We start from the raw sequence: 21529 nt of genomic DNA, 5'->3' as shown, positions 1-21529 counted from the left end.
TCTATAGTTTTTGTTTAAAGTTTTTATTAGTTAATTTTAAAATAGCTTCAATTATATTATTTAGATTCGCTTCTTGTAATATGCTAAAATGATTTCCTGAAATAGTTTCATGATAAAATCTTTTATTTGTTACTGTTTCCCATGATAACATTTTATTTTTCTTGGCAGATTCACTAGCTTCCAGTGCTAATAAATCTGAATTAATAATTTTAGTAAATCCTTCATATTCTTTTAGTAGTTGGATATTGTTTTGAACTAACCTTTCTATTCTTGACATACTACTTTCAGGTAGTGGAATTCCTTGCATATGTTCAGTTATAACATGTTGGATTAATTCTTCTTCATGAAATTCTTTCTCATTATTAAGTATATCTATAAATGCATTTCCAGGGTCTTTATCTATTAAAACCAATTTTGTTTCATACCCCATTATTTCTAACTCAGTTACTATTTCCAATGCTAAAATTGCCCCCATAGAATATCCTAAAACAATATTACTCTTACTTGTACTTAAATAGGGTTCAATTTCTTTGACCATCCCTTTTGCCATAGCAGGAATACTTAAATCTAAATTTGTTTCATAGTCAAATCCACGGTACTGAACTCCATAGCATGTAATACCTATTTTTTCTAACTTCTCAGCAAGTGCTTTATAGATTATTGAAGTTCCTAAAACCGGAGGAATCATAAACATTTTCTCATCATAGCCTTCTTTATTTAGTGTAACTAATAATGATTTTTCTTCATTAGTTTTCCCTAAAATAATTCCAGACAATTCTTTAATGGTTGCATTCCCTAAGAAATTTTGCAAGCTAATTTCTTTCTGATATACATTCCATAACTGACCTATCAACTTCATTAATAAGATAGATTGTCCTCCTATTTCAAAGAAATTATCATCTGTACCTATTAACTCTTTATTTAAGTTTAATATATCACTCCATATTTCTAGTAGTTGGGTTTCTACATAATTCTCTGGTTTTCTTTTTTGTTTTAAATGGTTTTCTTGTTCTTTCTTTATAAGAGTATCTAATTTTTTATAATCAACTTTTCCATTAGTTGTTAACGGTATTTTTTCTAATGAAATAATATAAGTTGGAATCATATATTCCGGAAGTATTCCTTTTAAATATTCTTTTAAATTCTTACTTGTTATGCTCTTATCAGCAACAATATATGCTGATAATATTTGCTGTTCTTTTTTAAAAGAAATAACCGCTTCTTTAATATCAGGAAACGATAAGATAGCTGACGAAATTTCACCTTTTTCTACTCGATAACCTCTAATTTTTATCATTTCTCCTGAACGAGATTTAAACTCTATATTTCCATCATACAACCATCTACATATATCTCCCGTTTTATATAGCTTATCTCCTTCTTTAAATGGATTGTTTATAAATGCCATTGTATTTTGTTCAGGTCTATTAATATAGCCTCTAGCAATACCATGACCAGAAATATACATTTCTCCCCAGCACCCAATAGGCATCAAATTCATCTTTTCATTTAAGATATAAATCTGTGTATTTTCTAATGGTTTACCTATAGGAATTATTTTATTTTCCTCTCCATTTACTTTATAAAGAGTTGCACATACACTATATTCTGTTGGTCCATATGCATTAAAATAATTAATTTTTTTTCCAAAATATCGGGCATCTTTACCATTTGGTGCTTCTCCTGCTGTAACTAATACTCGTAATGTACTTAATGATTCTTTGTTTAAATTAGAAAGATAAGCTGGAGGTAAGGTTGCGAACGTTACTTTATGCTCTGTTATATAATTTGTAAAATTTAAAGGGTTTGCAATTGTATCTTCCGATATTAGAACAATAGAACTACCTGCATATAGTGCTATAAAAATTTCATAAACAGAGGCATCAAAAGACATACTGGCAAATTGTAAACAACGGTCGTCCGCACAAATTTTTAGTTGATTAACTTGATCTGTAACCATGTTAATATTTCCTCTATGTTCAATCATTACACCTTTAGGCTTACCTGTTGAACCGGAAGTATAAATTACATACGCTAAATCATTTGATTTAATAGTTATTCCTTCTGGTTTATCTACCCTAAATCTAGAAACTTCTTTCTTAATTTTTTCTACACTTTCTATGCGTATATCTATATCAAAAATGTGCAAACTATCATCTCCAATAACAAATAAGGGGTTTGCATCTTCTAGAATAATTTCCTTACGTTTAGGAGGAAGCTTGCTATCTATTGGTAAAAACGCTGCACCTGATTTTAGGATAGCCAACATAGATATAATTTGCCACTCAGAACGTTGTAATGAAATTGCTATAATATCATTAGGTTTTGGCTGATAGTTCTCTAGTATCCATATTGCCAAAGCATTAGATTTATCATCCAACTCTTGATAAGTGATTCGTTTATCATTAAATATAATGGCAGTTTTATTTGGAGTTCTTTCAACCTGCTTTTCTACCATTTCATGAATTGTCTTGTAATCCTTTTCCTTTTGGGTATTATTAAATGTTGTTAATAGTAATTCTTTATCTGTTCCTAAATAATCTATTTGATTTATAGTTTGATTTGGATCTATACAAACAACTTCTAATATCCTTTCAAAATGTTTTAAATATTGTGTTAAAAACGACTCAGAATAAACAGCTGCATTATATTCAACAAATATTTGTAATCCTTGTTTTGTTCTTCTGGTTACAAATGAAGCATCAAATTTACTTTCGGATAGACCTTCACCAATCCCTTCTATTTTTAACCCAGATAATAAAAGAGATGATTCATCTACTTCTTCTGTATTCTGATGAATAAACATTATATCAAACAATGGAGATTCTCCTTCACTTCCAGAAATCCCTAAATCATTAACCACCTGATCAAAAGGATAGTATTGATATTCTACTGTTTCTAATAAATCTTCTTTAATAGTCTCTAAAAGCTCTTTAAAAGGCCTGTTTACATTTAAAATTGTTCTTTGTGCAATAGTGTTAACGTAAAAACCAACTTGGTTAGCCAGTTCCTGTTTTTCTCTTCCGGCAACTACTGTTCCTATTAAAATATCATTCTGATTTGTATACCTATATGCTAATGTCTTAAATGAAGCTAATAACATCATATATAAACTCACATCATTTCGATTTGCTAGATTTTCTATTTTCTCAATTAATGAGTTATCAATTATGTAATTTATAGATTTTCCAATAGTCTTAGTACCCGATTTAGGATACGTTAAGGGTAATGAAAACTTATTAAATTCTCCTGATAGTTTCTTTTTCCAAAACAGTTTATCTTTTTCAAAAATTCCTCTTTTAAATTGTTCATTTTGCCAAACCGCATAGTCTTTATATTGAATTTCAAGTTTTGGCAAATAAATCTCTTCTCCTTTTATTAAAGCATTATACCTTTCACATAACTCATTTAATAAGATTGTAGCAGACCATCCATCTGATATAATATGATGAAAGTTTAGTGATAATAATGTTTTTTTATTTTTTGTTGTAAAAATTCTAAAATCGAATAATGGTCCTTCTGCTAAATCAAAATTTTTATTGATTAATTTAGATACAAATCCATCAACTTTGTTTTCTTCAACGGGTAGGCTTTCTATTTTAACTAAATTTTTTAACTCTTTGAAAGGAATGATAAACTGCCTTGGTTCTCCCTCGACCATCTTAAAAACTGTTCGTAATACTTCATGTCTTTTTACAATGTCTGTTAATGCTTGAGATAAAGCTTCTACCGTAACTTCTCCAGTAAGCCAATATACTTTAGGAACATTATAAGCTAATTTGTTAACAGAAAATTCATGTAGCATCCATAGTCTTTTTTGTGAATAAGACAGAGGATAAAACACTTGTTCTTCCGACTTTACAATACCCGTATATCTTTCTTCCTGTAAACTTTCAAGATATACCTCTAGCTTTTTTATGGTTGCATTTGCATATAGCATTTTCAATGGGACTTTTTTACCCCATCGATGCTCTATACAATTTATAAGATTCAATGCTTTTAATGAATGCCCCCCAAGAAGAAAGAAACTAGCGTTGATATCTTTAACTTTAACTTGTAAAATTTCTTCCCATATTGCAGCTAACTCTTTCTCTAACTTAGTTGATGGTAGCTCTCCTTCTTCTTCATTATTTATTAGTGAAAGTCTCTCTAACTCTTTTCTATCTACTTTCCCATTTGGTGTTACCGGTATCTTATCTATAAGAATTATACTATTAGGTATCATGTATGAAGGTAATGATGTTTCTAATGCTTCTCTTATTTCACTAACTTTCTTATTTTCATCTACTTCAACAAATGCTATAAGCTGTCTTTCATCGTTCTTCTTTTTTACCAATAAACTAGTATTACGTACGAAAGGAATCGCTATTATAGCTCTCGTTACTTCCCCTAATTCAACCCTATATCCTCTTATTTTTATTTGATCATCTACTCTTCCTTTAAAAACTACTTCATCATTTTTTGACCAATATCCTAAATCTCCTGTAGCATATAATTTTTTTCCATTTTCAAAAGGACTTTCTATAAACTTTTCTTCCGTTAATTCTTTTTGTTTATGATAACCTTCTGATACTCCTATTCCTGATATATAAATTTGTCCTTGGACTCCTTGGGCTACCGGTTTTTGGTATGAATCTAAAATATACACCTTCATATTATTTATAGGTTTACCTATTATAGATTCTTTTTCCAGTTCTCGATAATTATGACAATCTAATGGTTTTACTATACATCCAATGGTTCCTTCTGTAGGTCCATAATGATTTATTATTTTTTTATTCGGATAGTACTTAAAAAACTTCTGTAAATCATTAGTATTAATTGCTTCACCGCCTAGCATCAACCATCTTAAATATTTTAAGGAATGAATCGTGAATTTTTGATCATTTATAAGTAAAGAGAAGAATGTAGGTGTTGATTTAATAAACGATATTTTTTCTTGATGTAAATACGTAGTTAAGTATTCAACATTTAAATATTCTTCTTTTTTCAACATGTGTAAAGTACCTCCATTTACTATTGTTGGAAATACGGCACTATGTCCTAAATCAAAAGCAAATGATGATAAAAGAGCAGCACTATCTTTATATGAATATGATAATTTATTTGTAAACCATGTGGTATAATTTACCAATTGTTTTTGAGTAATTCTAACTCCTTTAGGACTACCTGTTGATCCTGATGTATAAATAATGTAAGCTAAACTTTCAGGAGTATTTAATGATACTGTAGAGTTTTCACAGCTACTCCAACTATCTTCATCATCTATATTTATCCAATCTCCTTCGAAAGGCAATTGTTTCATAAAATTTGAAGATGCTATTATACATTCAACGCTGCTATCTTTAACAGTATATAAGATTCTATCTTCCGGCAAATCCGTGTCTATTGGCAAATACGCCGATCCTGATTTAAAAATAGCTAAAATAGCAATGATAACCTCAACGGAAGGCTCCATATAAATACCTAGTACCTTATTAGAGAATCCTTTTTCTACAATATAAGAAGCTAAGCAATTTGCTTTATATTCTACCTCCAATAAAGTTAAACTTGAAAATGTATCAACTAAAAAGCGTTTTTCGGGATACAAAGCAACTTTTTCTGCAAATAATTGATTTATTGTTTTTTCATATTCTGGGTAAACAACAGCTGTTTCATTTACATTAATCAATAATTTTTCCTTTTCTTCTTGAAGTAATATGTCTATTTCTTTTAAATCTATACTAGGATTAATTCTTAATATATCTAAAAGTAAATTAAACCTTTCTACTATTTGTATAACTGTAGTGTCTTCAAAAAGTCCCGTTCTGTAATCTAAACTACATACAATTTCTTTACCTAAATCAGCTACTTTAAAATTAAGATCAAACTTAACTCCTGTTGCTTTATCTTCAATTAAAAAATCTTCAATTAAAAAATCTTCAGATGACAGTTTAAACTCTTCAGAAGATAATAAACTAAACATAGTATCAAAAAGAGGATTTCTTGTTGAGCTTATATCATAGTTAATTGCTTCTAATATGTCTTGAAATGGATACTCCTGATTATTTAAGTCATTAATTACATTATTTTTAACTTCATCTAAATAATCTATGAATTGATGATTCCCTTTAGGACGCAACCTTAACGGTATTGTATTGATAAACACTCCTACGACATTCATCCAACTCTTATCCATTCTACCTGCCACCGGAGTTCCTATAACTAAATCTTCTACTCCTCCTAATTTTGACAATACAATAGACCAAACAGATAACATTATCGTATATAATGTAGTTGTTTGTGTTTTGCTTCTTTCTATTAAAAACTCAGCATTTTCAGAAGATATTTTAAATTGAATTGTTTTTCCTTTAAAATCTTGTTGTATTGTACGCTCAAAATCTATTGGTAAGTGAAGTTCCGGAACTTCTTCTTCATACCTCTTTACCCAATAGTTTTTCTGTAATTTAAAACGTTCTTGTTGTTGTGCTTGTAATAGCCAATATACATAATCTTTATATTGGAATGGTACTGTAGTAAGTGGTTGGTCTTCTAGAAGAGCAAATAATTCATTTTCTAAAATAACCTGTGACAATCCGTCGGTTATACTATGATGCATATCAAGTAATAACCAGTTCTCGTTGTCTTTTGTTTTAACATAACCAACTCTAAATAGCGGTCCCTTTTCTAAGTTAAATGGTTTTACAAAGTTTTGTAATGATTTTTCTATATCATTTTCTCTCAAACTTTCAATTACAATATTGTAATTTTCATGTATCTTTTGATACAATTCATTATCTCTATTTACAAATTCCGTTCTTAAACTCTCATGCCTCTTAACTAATTCATCACATGCCTTTTGAATTTTTTCCAACGAGTATTCTTTTTTACTAAGTTGTATACTCCCTGTTACATTATAGGCTAATGATTCTTCATCATATTTATAAATGGTATAAAATCTTTTTTGAGCTGATGAGGCTAAATACAGTTCTTGCTTAGGAGCTGGTTGAATTTTATTAACTTTTGTAATATTACCTTCCTCATCTATTATTGAAGCCAATTCTTCAATTGTTCCCACAGAAAAAATAGTATTATAACTCACAGAAGCATTAAGGTTTTCTTCTATTTTATTGGCTAATAAAATAGCTTTTAAGCTATGCCCCCCTAATTCAAAAAAATTAGCTTTAACTGATATTTTTTCAGTCAAATTCAAAATTTCTCTAATGATACTAATTAATTGTTTTTCTGTTTCTGTAGAGGGTTCTATATATTCTTCTGATTCACTTATTTGAGCATTTGGTAACGGAAGTAATTTTCTGTCTATTTTTCCGTTTTTATTAAGAGGCATTTGCTCAAGATGAACTAAATAAGTCGGAACCATATATGACGGAAGTTCTTTTCTTAAATAGTCTCTAAGCTCATTTTCTAGATTCACATCATTTTCAGAAGTATAATAACCAACTAACGTTTTATCACTTCCTTGCAAGTTTAATGCTAAAACTTCTACCTCTAGAGTTAAAGGATGCTTTTGTAGCAATGAAACAACTCCGTCCAACTCAATACGATGTCCTCTTATTTTAACCTGATGATCCTTTCTTCCAAAAAATGTTATTCTACCGTCATCTTGCCACCTTCCTAAATCTCCCGATTTATATAAATATTCATTTCCAGAAAAAGGTAAAGTGATAAATCTTTTTCTAGTTTCTTCTTCATTATTCAAATATCCTTTACTTACACCTAAACCACCTAAGTATATTTCACCAGTAATTCCAATCGGAACAGGTTGCATATCATTATCTAATATATATACAGTAGTGTTATCTATCGGATACCCTATAGGTATATTTTCAATGTCGTCATGAAATACTTCACAAGAAGTCGAAAAAGTTGTATTTTCTGTTGGTCCATAAAAATTAATAATAGGGACATTAGGATATACTTCTTTTACTTTTTTAAAATGGATAGGTGATAATCTTTCTCCCCCTACCCAAATTTCATCTAATCCTTGAAAAATATCTGTATCAATATCTGCCAACTGATGAAACCATGCTGTGGTAATCCACATTTTAGTAATTCCTCTATCCTTCTTAGTTTTATAAAGGCTTTTTACATCTAATAGATTTTGTTTTTTTATAATATGGAGTTCTCCTCCATTTAAAAGGGCTCCCCATATTTCAAATGTTGCTGCGTCAAAAGACAAGGATCCTGTTTGCAATAATTTATCTTTTTCACTAATATTTGAATAAGAAATATTTTTTACTAATCGTAAAATATTTTTATGATTTACCATTACTCCTTTAGGAGTTCCGGTAGTACCTGAAGTAAACATTACATAAGCAAGAGCCTCTAGAGAGTTAAAACTTTTTTCTACTTTTTCTCCATTATAAGTTAAAATACTATTACTATCTGTTATATCTAGACAGTTTAACTTATTTTCCCATTTCTCTACATCTTCTAATTTATCTGTTATCATAACTTTTGTTTCAGATATCGATAACAAATTTTGAATATGCTCCTCTGTGAAAGTTCTTTCTAATGGCAAATAAGCTCCACCTGCTTTAATAATAGCTAAAATACTACAAATATAATCTGCAGTTCTATCACATAAAACTGCTATTATTTCATCTTTTTTAATGGTGTATTTTGATAGTAAATAATTAGCAATTTTATTTGTTTTTTCATCTAACTCTTGATACGTATAACTAAGTGTATCGTCAGCTAATGCTAATGAAAAAGGAGATTTCTTTACCTGCTTATTAAACTCGTCTACTAATGACCTCCAAGGCATTTCTTCAGAAACCGAGCCATTAAATTCATGAAGTATAATTCTCTCATTTTTTGTAAGATAATAAACCTCTCCAACTTTAGTTTCCGGCATCTCCAAACAAGTTATTAGCAACTCATTAAAATGCGCAAGCATTCTATCTATTTTTGAATCAAAAAATAAGTCTATACTGTAATCTATTTCAACAGATAAACCATTATTTTCTTCAATAAAATTAAATAATAAATCAAACTTACTATGTTCAAAGTCTTGTTCATAAGAAACTAATTCAAAGCCTAGAGATTCAATATTTGTTTCAATAGTCTCTGACTTATTTTGCATAACTGCAAAAACATCAAAAAGTGGATTTCTACTTGATGTAGAAGCTGTAATATTTAGATCCTGAATAAGTTTATCGAAAGGATATAATTGATGCTGATATGCCTCTAATAAATTATTTTTAACTTCTTCCAAGACGTTATTAAAAGAGAATGTTCCTTTAATTTCTGAGCGTATGGCCAACGTGTTTACATAAAAACCTATTTGCTCTTCCAAATCTACATGCTCTCTACCTGCTATTGGTGTTCCAACAATTATATCATTTTGTCCTGTATATCTGTATAATAAAGTCTTCACTAGCGACAATAGCACCATAAATGAAGATGCTTTATTTATATTAGCGTAATCTTTTACCTTATTATATGTACCCTCCTCAATAAAAATCTTTTTAGTAGCTCCCTTATGGCTTCTATCTTTTTTTAATGGTTTATCATAAGGTAGTTCAAGAGAAGTAATTTCTCCGGAAAATTTTTGACTCCAGTAGGCTTTTAAAGAACGATCTTTATCGTCTTCTAATAAATTATTTTGCCAAAAAGCAAAATCTTTATACTGTATTTTTAAAGGTTCTGTATGTGCTTCTTTATTATTTCTGATAGCCTCATAATTAAACAATAATTCCTGAGTAAATACTTGTGTAGACCAGCCGTCTGATACTATATGATGTAACGTAAAGAAGAAAATATACTCCTGTTCTGAAACACGAACTAAAACTGAAGAAAGCGGAGGTTTTTTATCTAATTGAAAAATATAATTTACTTGCCTTTCTGATATTTGTCTAAGCTTATCATCTGCATTATTTTCATTTCTAAGATCTTCATATTGTATTGTAAACAAATATGAATCTAGAATTTTTTGCCTTGGTGCTCCATTAACCGTTACAAAGATGGTTCTTAAAACCTCATGTTTATCAATTAATGCCTGAATTGATTGATTTAAAATATCTTTATTAACATCACCAACTAGGCGAACAGCATGGGGAACATTATACGTTGCTTTATTTTCTTCTATTTGGTTTAAAATCCACATTCTTTCTTGAGAATGTGATAATGCATAATCATTTTGTAAAGGTGCCTTATCAATACTCACATATTGATCATTTGCTTCTTGAGATATGATTAATGTCGTTAAGTCTGACAGAATTGGAGTCACAAAAATTTCTCGTAAAGGTAACCTTACCCCAAATGCTTGTCGTATTCTTGCAGCTAATTGACTTGCTTTTAATGAATGCCCTCCTATTTCAAAAAAATTATCAAAAATACTAATCTCCTCTACATTTAGTATATCCTTCCAAATATTCAACATTTTTTCTTCATCATTATTTCTTGGAAGTATGATTGCTTTTTCATCTTCTATCTTTGTCTTCTTAGGATCAGATAACGCTTTTTTATTAACTTTTCCATTCGGAGTAATTGGCATTCTCTCTTCTCTTACATAATAATGAGGAATCATGTAAGAAGGTAGTTTCTGCTTTAAAAAATTGGTTATTTCTTCTTTACTAATGCCTTCTTTTGACACAAACCATAAAGTCAAAAATTCTTCTTCTTCATTTTTATAAACCAAAGTTATAGCATCAGTAATCAAAGGATATTCTTTAGCTACTTCAGTAATCTCATCTAACTCTACTCTATATCCTCTTATTTTAACCTGATTATCAAGGCGGCCAACAAACTCTAATGTTCCATTTGGAAGCCATCTTGCCTGATCTCCAGTTCTATATATTTTTTTACCTGGTTTTAAAGGATGGTCTACAAATTTAGTTTCGGTTAATTCAGGTTGATTATAATATCCTTTACTAACACCTTCTCCTCCAATACATACTTCTCCTAAAACTCCTACAGGTTGCATTGTTAAAGAAGCATCCATTATGTATATTTCCTGATTATCATAGAGTTTTCCTAAAACTGGTCTTCTTTTAAACTCTTTAAACGTATCTTTTGTTATCCAATACGCAACAGAACCAATGGTACATTCTGTAGGACCATAATGATTTCCTAAAGTGACTTCCGGATATTGCTTAAAGTATTTTTCTAAATTATTAACATTGATTGCTTCTCCTCCTTGTTTTACTATACGTAATGATTTACAAGATTCAGTATCAGAAATAAAGGTTTGTGAGTTTACTAAAATTCCGAAAGTTGACGGAACAATTTTTATATGTGTTACTTTTTCTTTTTTAATATATTCTAAGGTAGCATCCGGATCAAAAATAGTTTCATTTGGAATATGTAATATTCCTCCTGTTACCAATGTTGCCCACACATATCCATAACATCCGTCAAAATTATATGAGTTTATAAGCATGGTACTATCTTTCTCTGTTAACTCATATTGCCTTTTAAACCAGTTTACATTATTTGTCAATGAATAGTTATAAATCATGGAACCTTTTGGCTTTCCTGTAGTTCCTGAGGTATAAATCATATAAATAACATCTGTAGGCTCTAATTGATTTTGAGGATTATAAGTTTTGTTAGAATGTATATCATTCATTGATACAAAAACCTTATCTAACTTATTTTTTTGCTCTTCTATATACCAATCTTCTGTAAGAATAACGGAACATTCACAGTCATATAAACAATAATCAACACGTTCTTTAGGAGCTGATAAGTCAATAGGGATAAAAACACCGCCAGCTTTTAATACAGCTAAAGCTCCTATCATCACTTTTTCTGATCTATCTACCATTAAAGCTACTCTTTGATGTTTTTTCAAGTTGCAGTTTTCAAGTAAAAAATGAGCTAGTTTGTTAGCTCTTTCATTAAGCTCTTCATAACTTAAAGTGATGTTTCCACTTTTTACAGCTATTAATTCAGGGGTTTTAAGTACCTGTTGTTCAAATTGAGTTACTACTGGTATTTGTTCATAAACAACCTCAGCCCTTTTTAATTCATCAAATATTATTTGCTTATCTTTTTCTGTAATAAAATTAATTTTTTTAGCCTTAACATTTAAATCATCTAATAAAACCTCTATTGCTTTTAGTAGATGAAGGCAAAATAATTCCATTTCATCTTTTGAATACAGTTCTTTACTATATTCTATTTTTATTGATAGTTTATCTTCTTTTTTATATAGTTTTAGTAGACAAGAACAATCAGATAATTCATCAATCCAAGTATTTAATTCTTCATAAAAGAAACCTATGCCAGAAATAGTACTTTTATTTTCTTTGATAGAAAGTACTTCTTTAGTTAATTCTTCAAAATCATAATCCTGATTCTCTACAACTTCTATTAATTCTGAATGAATTTTTCCTAGTAAATCTTTAACAGAGTCATTATCATTAAGATTTATCTTAAAAAATGAAAGGTTTGGTTTTATAAACTCATTTAATGAATTTATATTTAAAGTTGATGTGGTGATTAGTAAATCTTCATAAACTGTATATTTTGACAATACTATTGATAGTCCTGTCATAAACAATTTAAAAATATTTACGTCTTTTTCCTTTGAAATAGTTATTATCTTTTCTGATAACATTTCAGAAGCCTGTATCGTAAAAGACTCTTTCTTTGATAGGATTATATTTTCTTCAGAATAACAAGTATAAGGAACAGTTTTGGTAACTGTTTCTATTTTTTCTTTCCAGTAACTTGTTTTTGATATTCCAAATAGTGTACTTTCTTTCATCTTTCTTTATAAAAATTGTATGAGTATAGTTTTAAATGATTTTAAAGAAAATCATCAACTAAATCTACTTGCTGAACATTCTTTTTAACATAACTTGATAACGGAGTACTTGGATTTGATAAAATCCATTCAAACCAACCTAACATATTATTTTTCATTTCCTTAATAGTACTATCATAAAATAGATTTATTAAGTACTTTATTGATATGGTAATTGCTCCATCTTCTTCTGTCTGGAAAGTATAGATTAAATCGTACTTGTTTTGTGTATCATTTGTTTCACTTCCTTCTAACTCTACAAACTTTAATTCATGATTGTCTTCATCTGTTTCAAAACCATCGTAATAAGAAATTAACACATCAAATAAAGCGTTTCTCGCTGTTTTTCTAACGGGCTCTAGTTTATTGACCAATAAATCATATGGATACGTTTGATGCTTAAATGCGTCTTCAGCTTCTAAATTCAATTGGCTTACAATTTCGTTAAGAGACTTAGTATCAGAAATATGCGACCTTAGCACTAACATATTGATATAAAAACCTATCTGATCTTCTAATTGCGGGTGATTTCTACCTGCTACTGCCGTTCCTATTGTTATATCTTCTGACTTAATATACTGAGCTAGATATGTTTTTAATAATGCTTGCAACACTATAAATGTTCTTACCTCTAAAGTATTTGATATTTTCTTTACTTGGTTGGATAATTCAAGACCTAAAGTAAACTCAACTGTATTTGACTCTGTATTTCGAACAGTCCCTCTTTTTTTATCCAAAGGTAAATCCGGTCGTTCAGCAATATTTTTTAATGTTTTTAACCAATATTCTTCTGCTTCTAAATTCTCCTTCTCAAGCTGTCTATTATGCCAAAAAGCATAGTCTTTATACTGAATTGGAAGGTTGTTTTCTAATATTGAATTCGTGATTTTTAATTGTTCATACGCTTTTAAAATATCAGTCTGTAATGTTTGAATTGACCAACCATCACCAATAATATGGTGCATATTTATAATTAGCGCATGTGTATTTCCATTGGTAATTAACCTGAATCTAATTAATGAATCTTTTTCTAAATTAAATTCATATGCTTCCTCTTCTTGAAATATAGTTCTTGCTGTAGCTATAACCTCTGCTTTTTCAAATATTTCAAATGCACATTGATTTTCTGAAAATGGTTCAATCTTTTGATACGGTGTTCCATCAATATCAATAAAATTGGTTCTTAATATTTCATGTTTATTAATAACATGATAAATTGATTGAGTTAGTTTATCAATAGCTAACTCTCCTATGATCTCAAACCCAATAATTATGTTATACACAGAACGATTAACCTCCATTTGCTCTGCCAACCAAAGACGTTTCTGCGCCTGCGAAGTTTCATAAAACTGAGATTCAGGTATAACAGGTATTACTATGTTTTTTTGCTCTTTTTCTAGATTATCTATTTCTTTTGCTAGCAGTTTAACTGTTGGATTTTTAAATAATAGTGTTAAATCTGTTACCACTCCTAACTCTAATTGAATTCTTGAAATAGTCCTCATTGCTAAAATAGAGTGCCCTCCAATCTCAAAGAAGTTATCATTTATTCCTAAACTTTCGACTTTTAATAAATCTTTCCAAATATTAAGTAAATGGAATTCTGTTTTTGTTTGAGGTACTTCTGAATCAACAATACTATTTAACGAAACGGCATCAGGCAATTGGTTTCTATCTATTTTCCCATTTCTATTTAATGGAAACTTTTCCATTGCTACATACACCTTTGGCACCATATATTCCGGTAATTTAAGTAATAGTTGTTTTTGTAACTGATCAGAGTTCAACTCTCCATCAGAGACAGTTACATATGCCACTAGTTGTTTACCTCCATCAGGTATTTCTCTTGTAATTACAACAGATTGCTTGATATTTACGCATTGATCCAAAACTGCTTCAATTTCTCCTAACTCAATACGATAACCATTCACCTTAACTTGAGAGTCTTTTCTTCCAATATAGCTAACAGTACCATCAGGAAGCCATTTTGCTAAATCTCCGGTTTTATATAATCTTCCTCCTTTTTTATATGGATTTTTTATAAACTTTTCTGCATTTAACTCGTTTCTATTTAAATATCCTCTACCTAAGCCTAAACCTCCAATACATAACTCTCCTATAACACCTACCGGTAATAGACTCAAATCATCACCAAGAATATATATTTGTGCATTGGGAGTTGGTTTACCTATAGGAACTGTTTGTGCTTTTTCTGATAAGTTATTTGCTGTAAAATAATTGCTAAAAACTGTAGTTTCTGTTGGCCCGTATATATTATCTAATGAAGCTGTTAAATTTGATTTTTGGTATGCTTGAACAGTTTTTACCGGTAATACCTCTCCTCCAATCAAAAAGTAACGTAATGAAGGTAATGAAATATTATTAGTTAAAATATAATCAACAAATACAGAAAGATGAGATGGTACCAAATTTAATTGAGTTACCTCTTTTTCTGCAAGTACTTTTATGAATTTTCCTAAATCCTTAACATCACTATCCGAAACAATAACCATACTTGCACCTCCCATAATCCATCCAAAAATTTCAGGAATTGCCATATCAAAACCATAATTGGTTTTAAATGTCATTTTTTCTCCACTTGTTAATGGATGTGTATGGTTTGTAAACTCTAAAAAGCTATTTAATGCTCTATGTTCTATCATAGCTCCTTTAGGTCTTCCTGTTGTTCCGGAAGTATATATAATATAAGCTAAATCGTCTTGCGTAATAGTAATTGATAATTCAGTAGATGGTAATATACCTATCTCTTTTTCCATGCTATCAATTGTAACACATGCAACTTCAGTACACCCTTGAATTTTATTTTTTAATTCAGTATGTGTAATTACTAATTTTGCTTCTGAATCTTGAATAATAAACGAAATTCTATCTGATGGGTTCGTAGGATCAATAGGAACATAAGCAGCCCCGCTTTTTATAATACCAAAAATTCCAACAATCGTAAGAATAGATCGCTCCATGCAAATAGGAATTAAATCACCTTTTACTATCCCATTATTGTTAAGATAATGTGCTATTTGATTTGATTTTTCTTCCAATTCTTCATAAGTAAGCACATCATTATCATGAATCAAAGCTATTGCCTTAGGCGATTTAATAACTTGTTCTTTAAAAGTACTGAGTACAGTTGCATTTTTTGAGAAATCTAAATTACTATGATTAAAAGTGTCAATAAGTTGAGTAACCTCTTCTTTATTTAACATTTTTAATTCACATATTTTTTGTTCCGGATTTTCTACAATTGAATTTAATAAATTCATGTAATGATTTGCCAAACGTTCAATAGTAGAAAGATTAAATAAGTCTTTTCTATATTCAATTTCTAAAATTAATCCTTTGTCCGAATCTTCTTCTATAATAAAATGCAGCTCACTATGTACCTGTATCTCCGATGGTTTTACCACTTCTACTTCTAAATCTTCAAAAACCAACTCTTGTGATTCAGGTGTATTTTGGTAGGTAAACATTACTTGATAGATTGGATTTCTATTAAGGTCTCTTTGTTTTACCGTTGCTTCAACTACTTTGTCAAAAGGTGCATCTTGATTTTTATAAGCTTCTAATGATGTGTCTTTAACTTGTTTTAGATAGGCTTTTACACTTGTTTCTCCTTCAATATAACTACGTAATGCTAGTGTATTTACAAAAAAACCTATTAAATTTTCAAATTCTTGATGAGACCTTCCTGCAATTGGAGTTCCAACACAAATATCATTTTGTCCAGAGTATTTATGTAATATTATTTTAAAAGCAGATAACAACGTCATAAACAAGGTTCCTCCGTAACTTGATGACAGTTGTCTCAGAGCTTTCTCTATTGACATAGGAATAACTACCTCAACAGTACCTCCTTCTGTGCTTTTATTTTTGGGACGGTTAAAATCTGTTGGAAATTCTAAAGGTTGTGCTTCAGATAATTGCTCTTTCCAATAAATAAGCTGCTCTTCTACAACTTTTTTCCTTCCTTGTTGCCACAAGATATAATCAGCATATTGTATTTTTAATTGCGGTAATGTAACTGCTTGATTTTTTTCTTTTGCTTTATACAATGTTAAAAGTTCATCTACCAAAATACCTTCTGACCAGCCATCTGAAGCAAAATGATGCATTACTAAAACTAAGACACTTTTTGTTTTTTCATATTGAATAAGGCTTGCTTTTAATTTATAATCTTTTGTCAGATTAAATGGTCGCTCAATTAAATCTACAATTTTAGATTCTAATTCTGATTCATCAACAAATTTCTCTTTAATAACTTCTAAACTCCATTTTTCACTATTTAAAAATTCTAAACAAGGAATTTCTTGATTATTATTTACAATACTTCTTAGAACTTCATGTCTGTCTATAATTTCTCTTAAACAGTCTTCTAGTAGCTCTACATTAATTTTCCCCTTAAATTTTAATGCTGCCGGAATATGATACTCTGAACTTCCTCCATGTAACTGATCTAAAAACCAGATACTTTCTTGTGAGTATGATAATGGTATATTTTCTGTTCTAGAATATGCCTTAATTTCACCTTCTTCTTGTAATGATTTTTTATCTATAAGCGCAGCTAGTTCATTTAGTTTGGTATAGATAAACAAATCTTTAACCTCTAATTGAACCTTTAATTTCTTTAATACAGCTGCCTTAACTCTCATAGCCAGTAAAGAGTGTCCTCCTTTTTCAAAGAAGTCTTCATCAGCTCCAATATCATTCCTTTGAAGTATTTGCTCCCATATATTTTTTACCTCTCTCTCTGTATTTGTATCACAAGGTTTAATAAGACCAGAGGCTTGTGTTATTCCTTCAAAACGTTCCTTATATATTGAAACTAATTTTTTCTCATCAACCTTATCACTTAAATTTTGTGGAAGTTTGTCTATTATACAAAATTCATCAGGTTGCATATATAAAGGCAATTCTTTGGCACATTTTTCTTGTAATGCTAGAATAAGCGATGTATCAACATCTCTATTTTTTCTATAAGCATAAATATTATATAAATCAGTACCTACTAATAGTTTTTCTTGTTCAACTGAACACACAAACCCTTTTTTATTTAATAATTCTAAAACTTTATTTAAAGAATCATCATTGTCATGTACTTCTATTACTATTTGCTGAATCTTATCCCAATCCGTTTTATTAATTCCCTCTAAAACATCCCTTTCACTTCTTTCAACATCTATTTTTAATAAGTCAATTCGATCTATATTTTGTTCCGCTATTATCTCTGAAATAGTTAATAATTGACAATTATAATTTTCAGACAACAGCGCTTCTTCTGCTAACTTATTTACCTGGTATTCAATATCCTTATCTAAACTTTCATTAAGATCGTTTGTAGTTATTTGTTGAAGAATTACATTTTTTATATATTCTTTATCCTTGCTTTTATCTCCATACATTCCTGATAACATGGAGTTTTTAGGATAATGTGTAAATGTTATTGTCTTTTTTTCGTTTGACAAACCTGCATTATAAGTATATATATCTGAATAAGAATTATACAGTTTTGCATTGGCTTCCATGATTTGAAAAGTTGGAGGAATTGGCTCAAAGGCATATACTTTTGACCCAGGAAAGCATGTTGCAACCATCAAACTAAACATTCCTATATTTGCTCCAACATCAAAAACAACTGATTTTGGTTTTAACTCAATTCCATGTTGTAAATAGGCTTTATCTTCAAAAATTTCTTTAAAAACAAAAGTAGTTTCTGAGTTATTTAACGAGAATATTTTCAACCCATTATCAAAACTCATTGTTTTATTTTTTAATCCTTCAAACTCAAATTGTAACATTTGTTTTTCTCTTTCTTTTTCAAATGAAATATCAAAATTTGGTTTTACGGGTACTATTGTTTTTGTGGCAAACGCTATCAAAGAGGTATTAGAGATATCTTTTTTATAAGCCACAACTGCTGCATTATCTACTAAATCATTTTCTCTTATAATAGATTCAATTTCTCCTAATTCAACTCTGTTTCCCCTAATTTTTACTTGTCGGTCTTTTCTTCCCAAAAACTCTAAATTTCCATCTGGTAACCATCTTCCTAAATCTCCGGTTTTATACATGATATTTCCAAGAGTATTCGGAAAAGGGTTAGGTCTAAAACTATTGGCCGTTTTTTCCGGTTCTTTAAAATATCCAGCACCAACTCCTACTCCTGAAACACAAATTTCACCTGGAACTCCAACTGGTACTAATTTTTCATTAGCATCCAATACAAAAATGTTCATATTTAGTATTGGTTTCCCTATAGGCACTTTATTTAAATGTACAGGTATAGGTTTTACTATTTCATATTGTGTAATGTCATCCGACGCTTCACAGGGACCATAACCATTTAACACACGACAACCTGGAAATAATTGCAACCAATTATTTACTAGTTTTACAGGTATTTCTTCACCTACCATCATCATCCATTGTAAAGATGGCAATATATTTTCTGAGGAATTAATTTCTAAAATATGATCTACAAAACCAATTAGATAAGAAGGAACAAACTCCGCAATAGTAACCTTGTGCTCTTTCATTAAATCTAATGTTTTCTGATAATCTAAAACATCTTCTTTATCGGCAATTACTACTGAACCTCCTCTTAAAATAGGCGCTAAAATTTGCCATACTGAAATATCTGAAGCAATACTGGCACTTTGTAAAAAACAAAAACCATCTTGTAGCTGCATGGCTTCATACTCTGCCAAAATATGATTCATGGCTCCATCATGACGAGTAATAGCTCCTTTAGGTTTTCCTGTAGAACCTGAAGTGTATAACATATAAGCCCAATCATTAACTTTGTTAATGTTTTCAGGGTTATGTATACTACATAATTCTATTTTTCTTTTGTTTATAAGTGATACTGAAGAATCTATTGCAAATTTTTCATCTGTAATATCTGTATCAACACAAAGAACCTGTTTTAATTGAGTGTTTAAAAAACTATGTTTTGTTAATAATTGTAGTTGTTTTTCAACACTAATTAAAGCTTTTATCTCTCCATCCTTCAATAGTTCTACCGTTCTGGAAGTCGGGTTTTGTATATCTAATGGCACATACACTCCCCCTGCTTTAAAAACTCCTAAGAGCGCAGCTACCATATCAAAAGTTCTTTCAATATGTATTCCTACAAATTCTCCTCTTTGCAGTCCTACTTCTATTAAGGAATGAGCAATTTGGTTTGATTTATTGTTAAGTTCTTGATACGTCCATTTCTCATTATTATGAATAACAGCAATTCTATTACCTTTACACTTTACTTCTTCTTCAAATAATACATTTATTGGTTGTGTGTTATTTAAATCAAAATTGCCCTTGTTAAAACTATATAATAATTCTTGTATTCCTTCTTTTGAAACAAAACTTACTTCAGTAATTGTTTTATGAGGTGTTTTAGCAAATTGATTTGTTAATGTACTAAAAGTATCAGCTACTTTTTCTATATAATTAATGTCATAATTTTGCGAATTATAGTAAAAAGTCACACTAATTTCTTCTGCTAATTCAACATCAATATCAAAATCATAATTGGTTCGATCAAATACACTAACATTTGATATTTCAAAAAGATTATCTTGTTTTTGTTCTTCATTAAGTTCAGATATCGGGTAATTTTCAAATGCTATTATATGTTTTACTAAATCCCCTTTTAGTACTGTATTATTTTGAATATCTGCTAATGAACTGTAATGATGAGGTAATCCATTTAAAAAATCATTATGTATTCTTTTGGCTATCTGAACTAAAGTATCTTCATTAGAGTATTGTAAACGAACCGGTATTGTATTAATAAATAAACCTAAACATCTATCTATTCCTTCCAATTCCGTAGGTCTTCCAGAAACTACATTACCATAAACTACATCATTAGTACCGCTATATTTAGATAGTAAAAGCCCCCATATTGTCTGAAATATATCATTAAGAGTTATACCATTTTCTCTTGCCTCTCTGGTTAATTGTATAGTTAACTCTTTAGAAAAAACAATTTTTTTATGTGGATTTGATAAATCTGTAGTATCTCTACTAAGTACTTTTGGAATTTCTGCTATTTGATTATAATCATTTAAATACTCATTCCAATATTTCTCACTTTGTTTTTTGTCTTGTTTTTCTAACCATTTAACATAGTTACTAAATGGAATTGGATCAGGTAATTCAAGTTTTCTATTTTGTTTTAAGCTACTATATATTTCACTAATTTCTTCCACTAAAATTGCATGGCACCACCCGTCTAATAAAATATGATGATAACTCCATAGAAAATCATAGAGTTCTTCTTCTCTTTTTATAATAGTTATCCTAATAACTGATTCTTTAACTAAATCAAACCCTTTATTAATATCATTTTCTTTATACTGCTCTAAAAAATCATGATACTCAGAAGCATTTAACATTGTTTTATCAACCAATGTTAAAGCTATTTTTCTGTTTTTAAGTACAACTTGTATAGGTCGTTCAGTTTTTTCATATACAAAAGCTGTTCTTAAAATATCATGCCTTTTACTTAAAATTTCTAAACTTTTAGAAAAAACTTCTACATCTATTTTTCCTTTTGTTGTATAGAATAGCTGATTAAAATATGCGTCAGAATTATCTCTTATAGAATGAAATAACATCCCTTCCTGCATGGGGGTTAAGGGGTAAATTTTTTCTATATTATTTTCTTCTTTTTTCATGATTTAGAGTAGTCAGTTTTTGTTTGGTTAGTTATTTCTTGAGTTCTCTTAGTTAAAAGCTATATATATTAGGAAGTAT

The 21529-nt window shown here is 29.5% G+C and carries 2 protein-coding genes; both read right to left on the bottom strand.

Annotated elements, in window-relative coordinates:
* Position 1 precedes the first annotated feature (1 nt).
* A complete protein-coding gene (locus tag ACQY1Q_RS02870) occupies positions 2-12715 on the bottom strand; it encodes an amino acid adenylation domain-containing protein (protein ID WP_431003780.1) in 12714 nt (4237 codons plus the stop codon).
* Positions 12716-12756: 41 nt separating this feature from the next.
* Positions 12757-21450, bottom strand: a complete 8694-nt coding sequence (locus ACQY1Q_RS02865) for an amino acid adenylation domain-containing protein (protein WP_431003779.1) — start codon at positions 21448-21450, stop codon at positions 12757-12759.
* Positions 21451-21529 lie beyond the last annotated feature (79 nt).

This window comes from Tenacibaculum sp. TC6, assembly GCF_050606265.1.
GTDB lineage: Bacteria > Bacteroidota > Bacteroidia > Flavobacteriales > Flavobacteriaceae > Polaribacter.
Note: the sequence above shows the minus strand (reverse complement) of the source record. Positions and strands in the feature narration are given on the sequence as shown.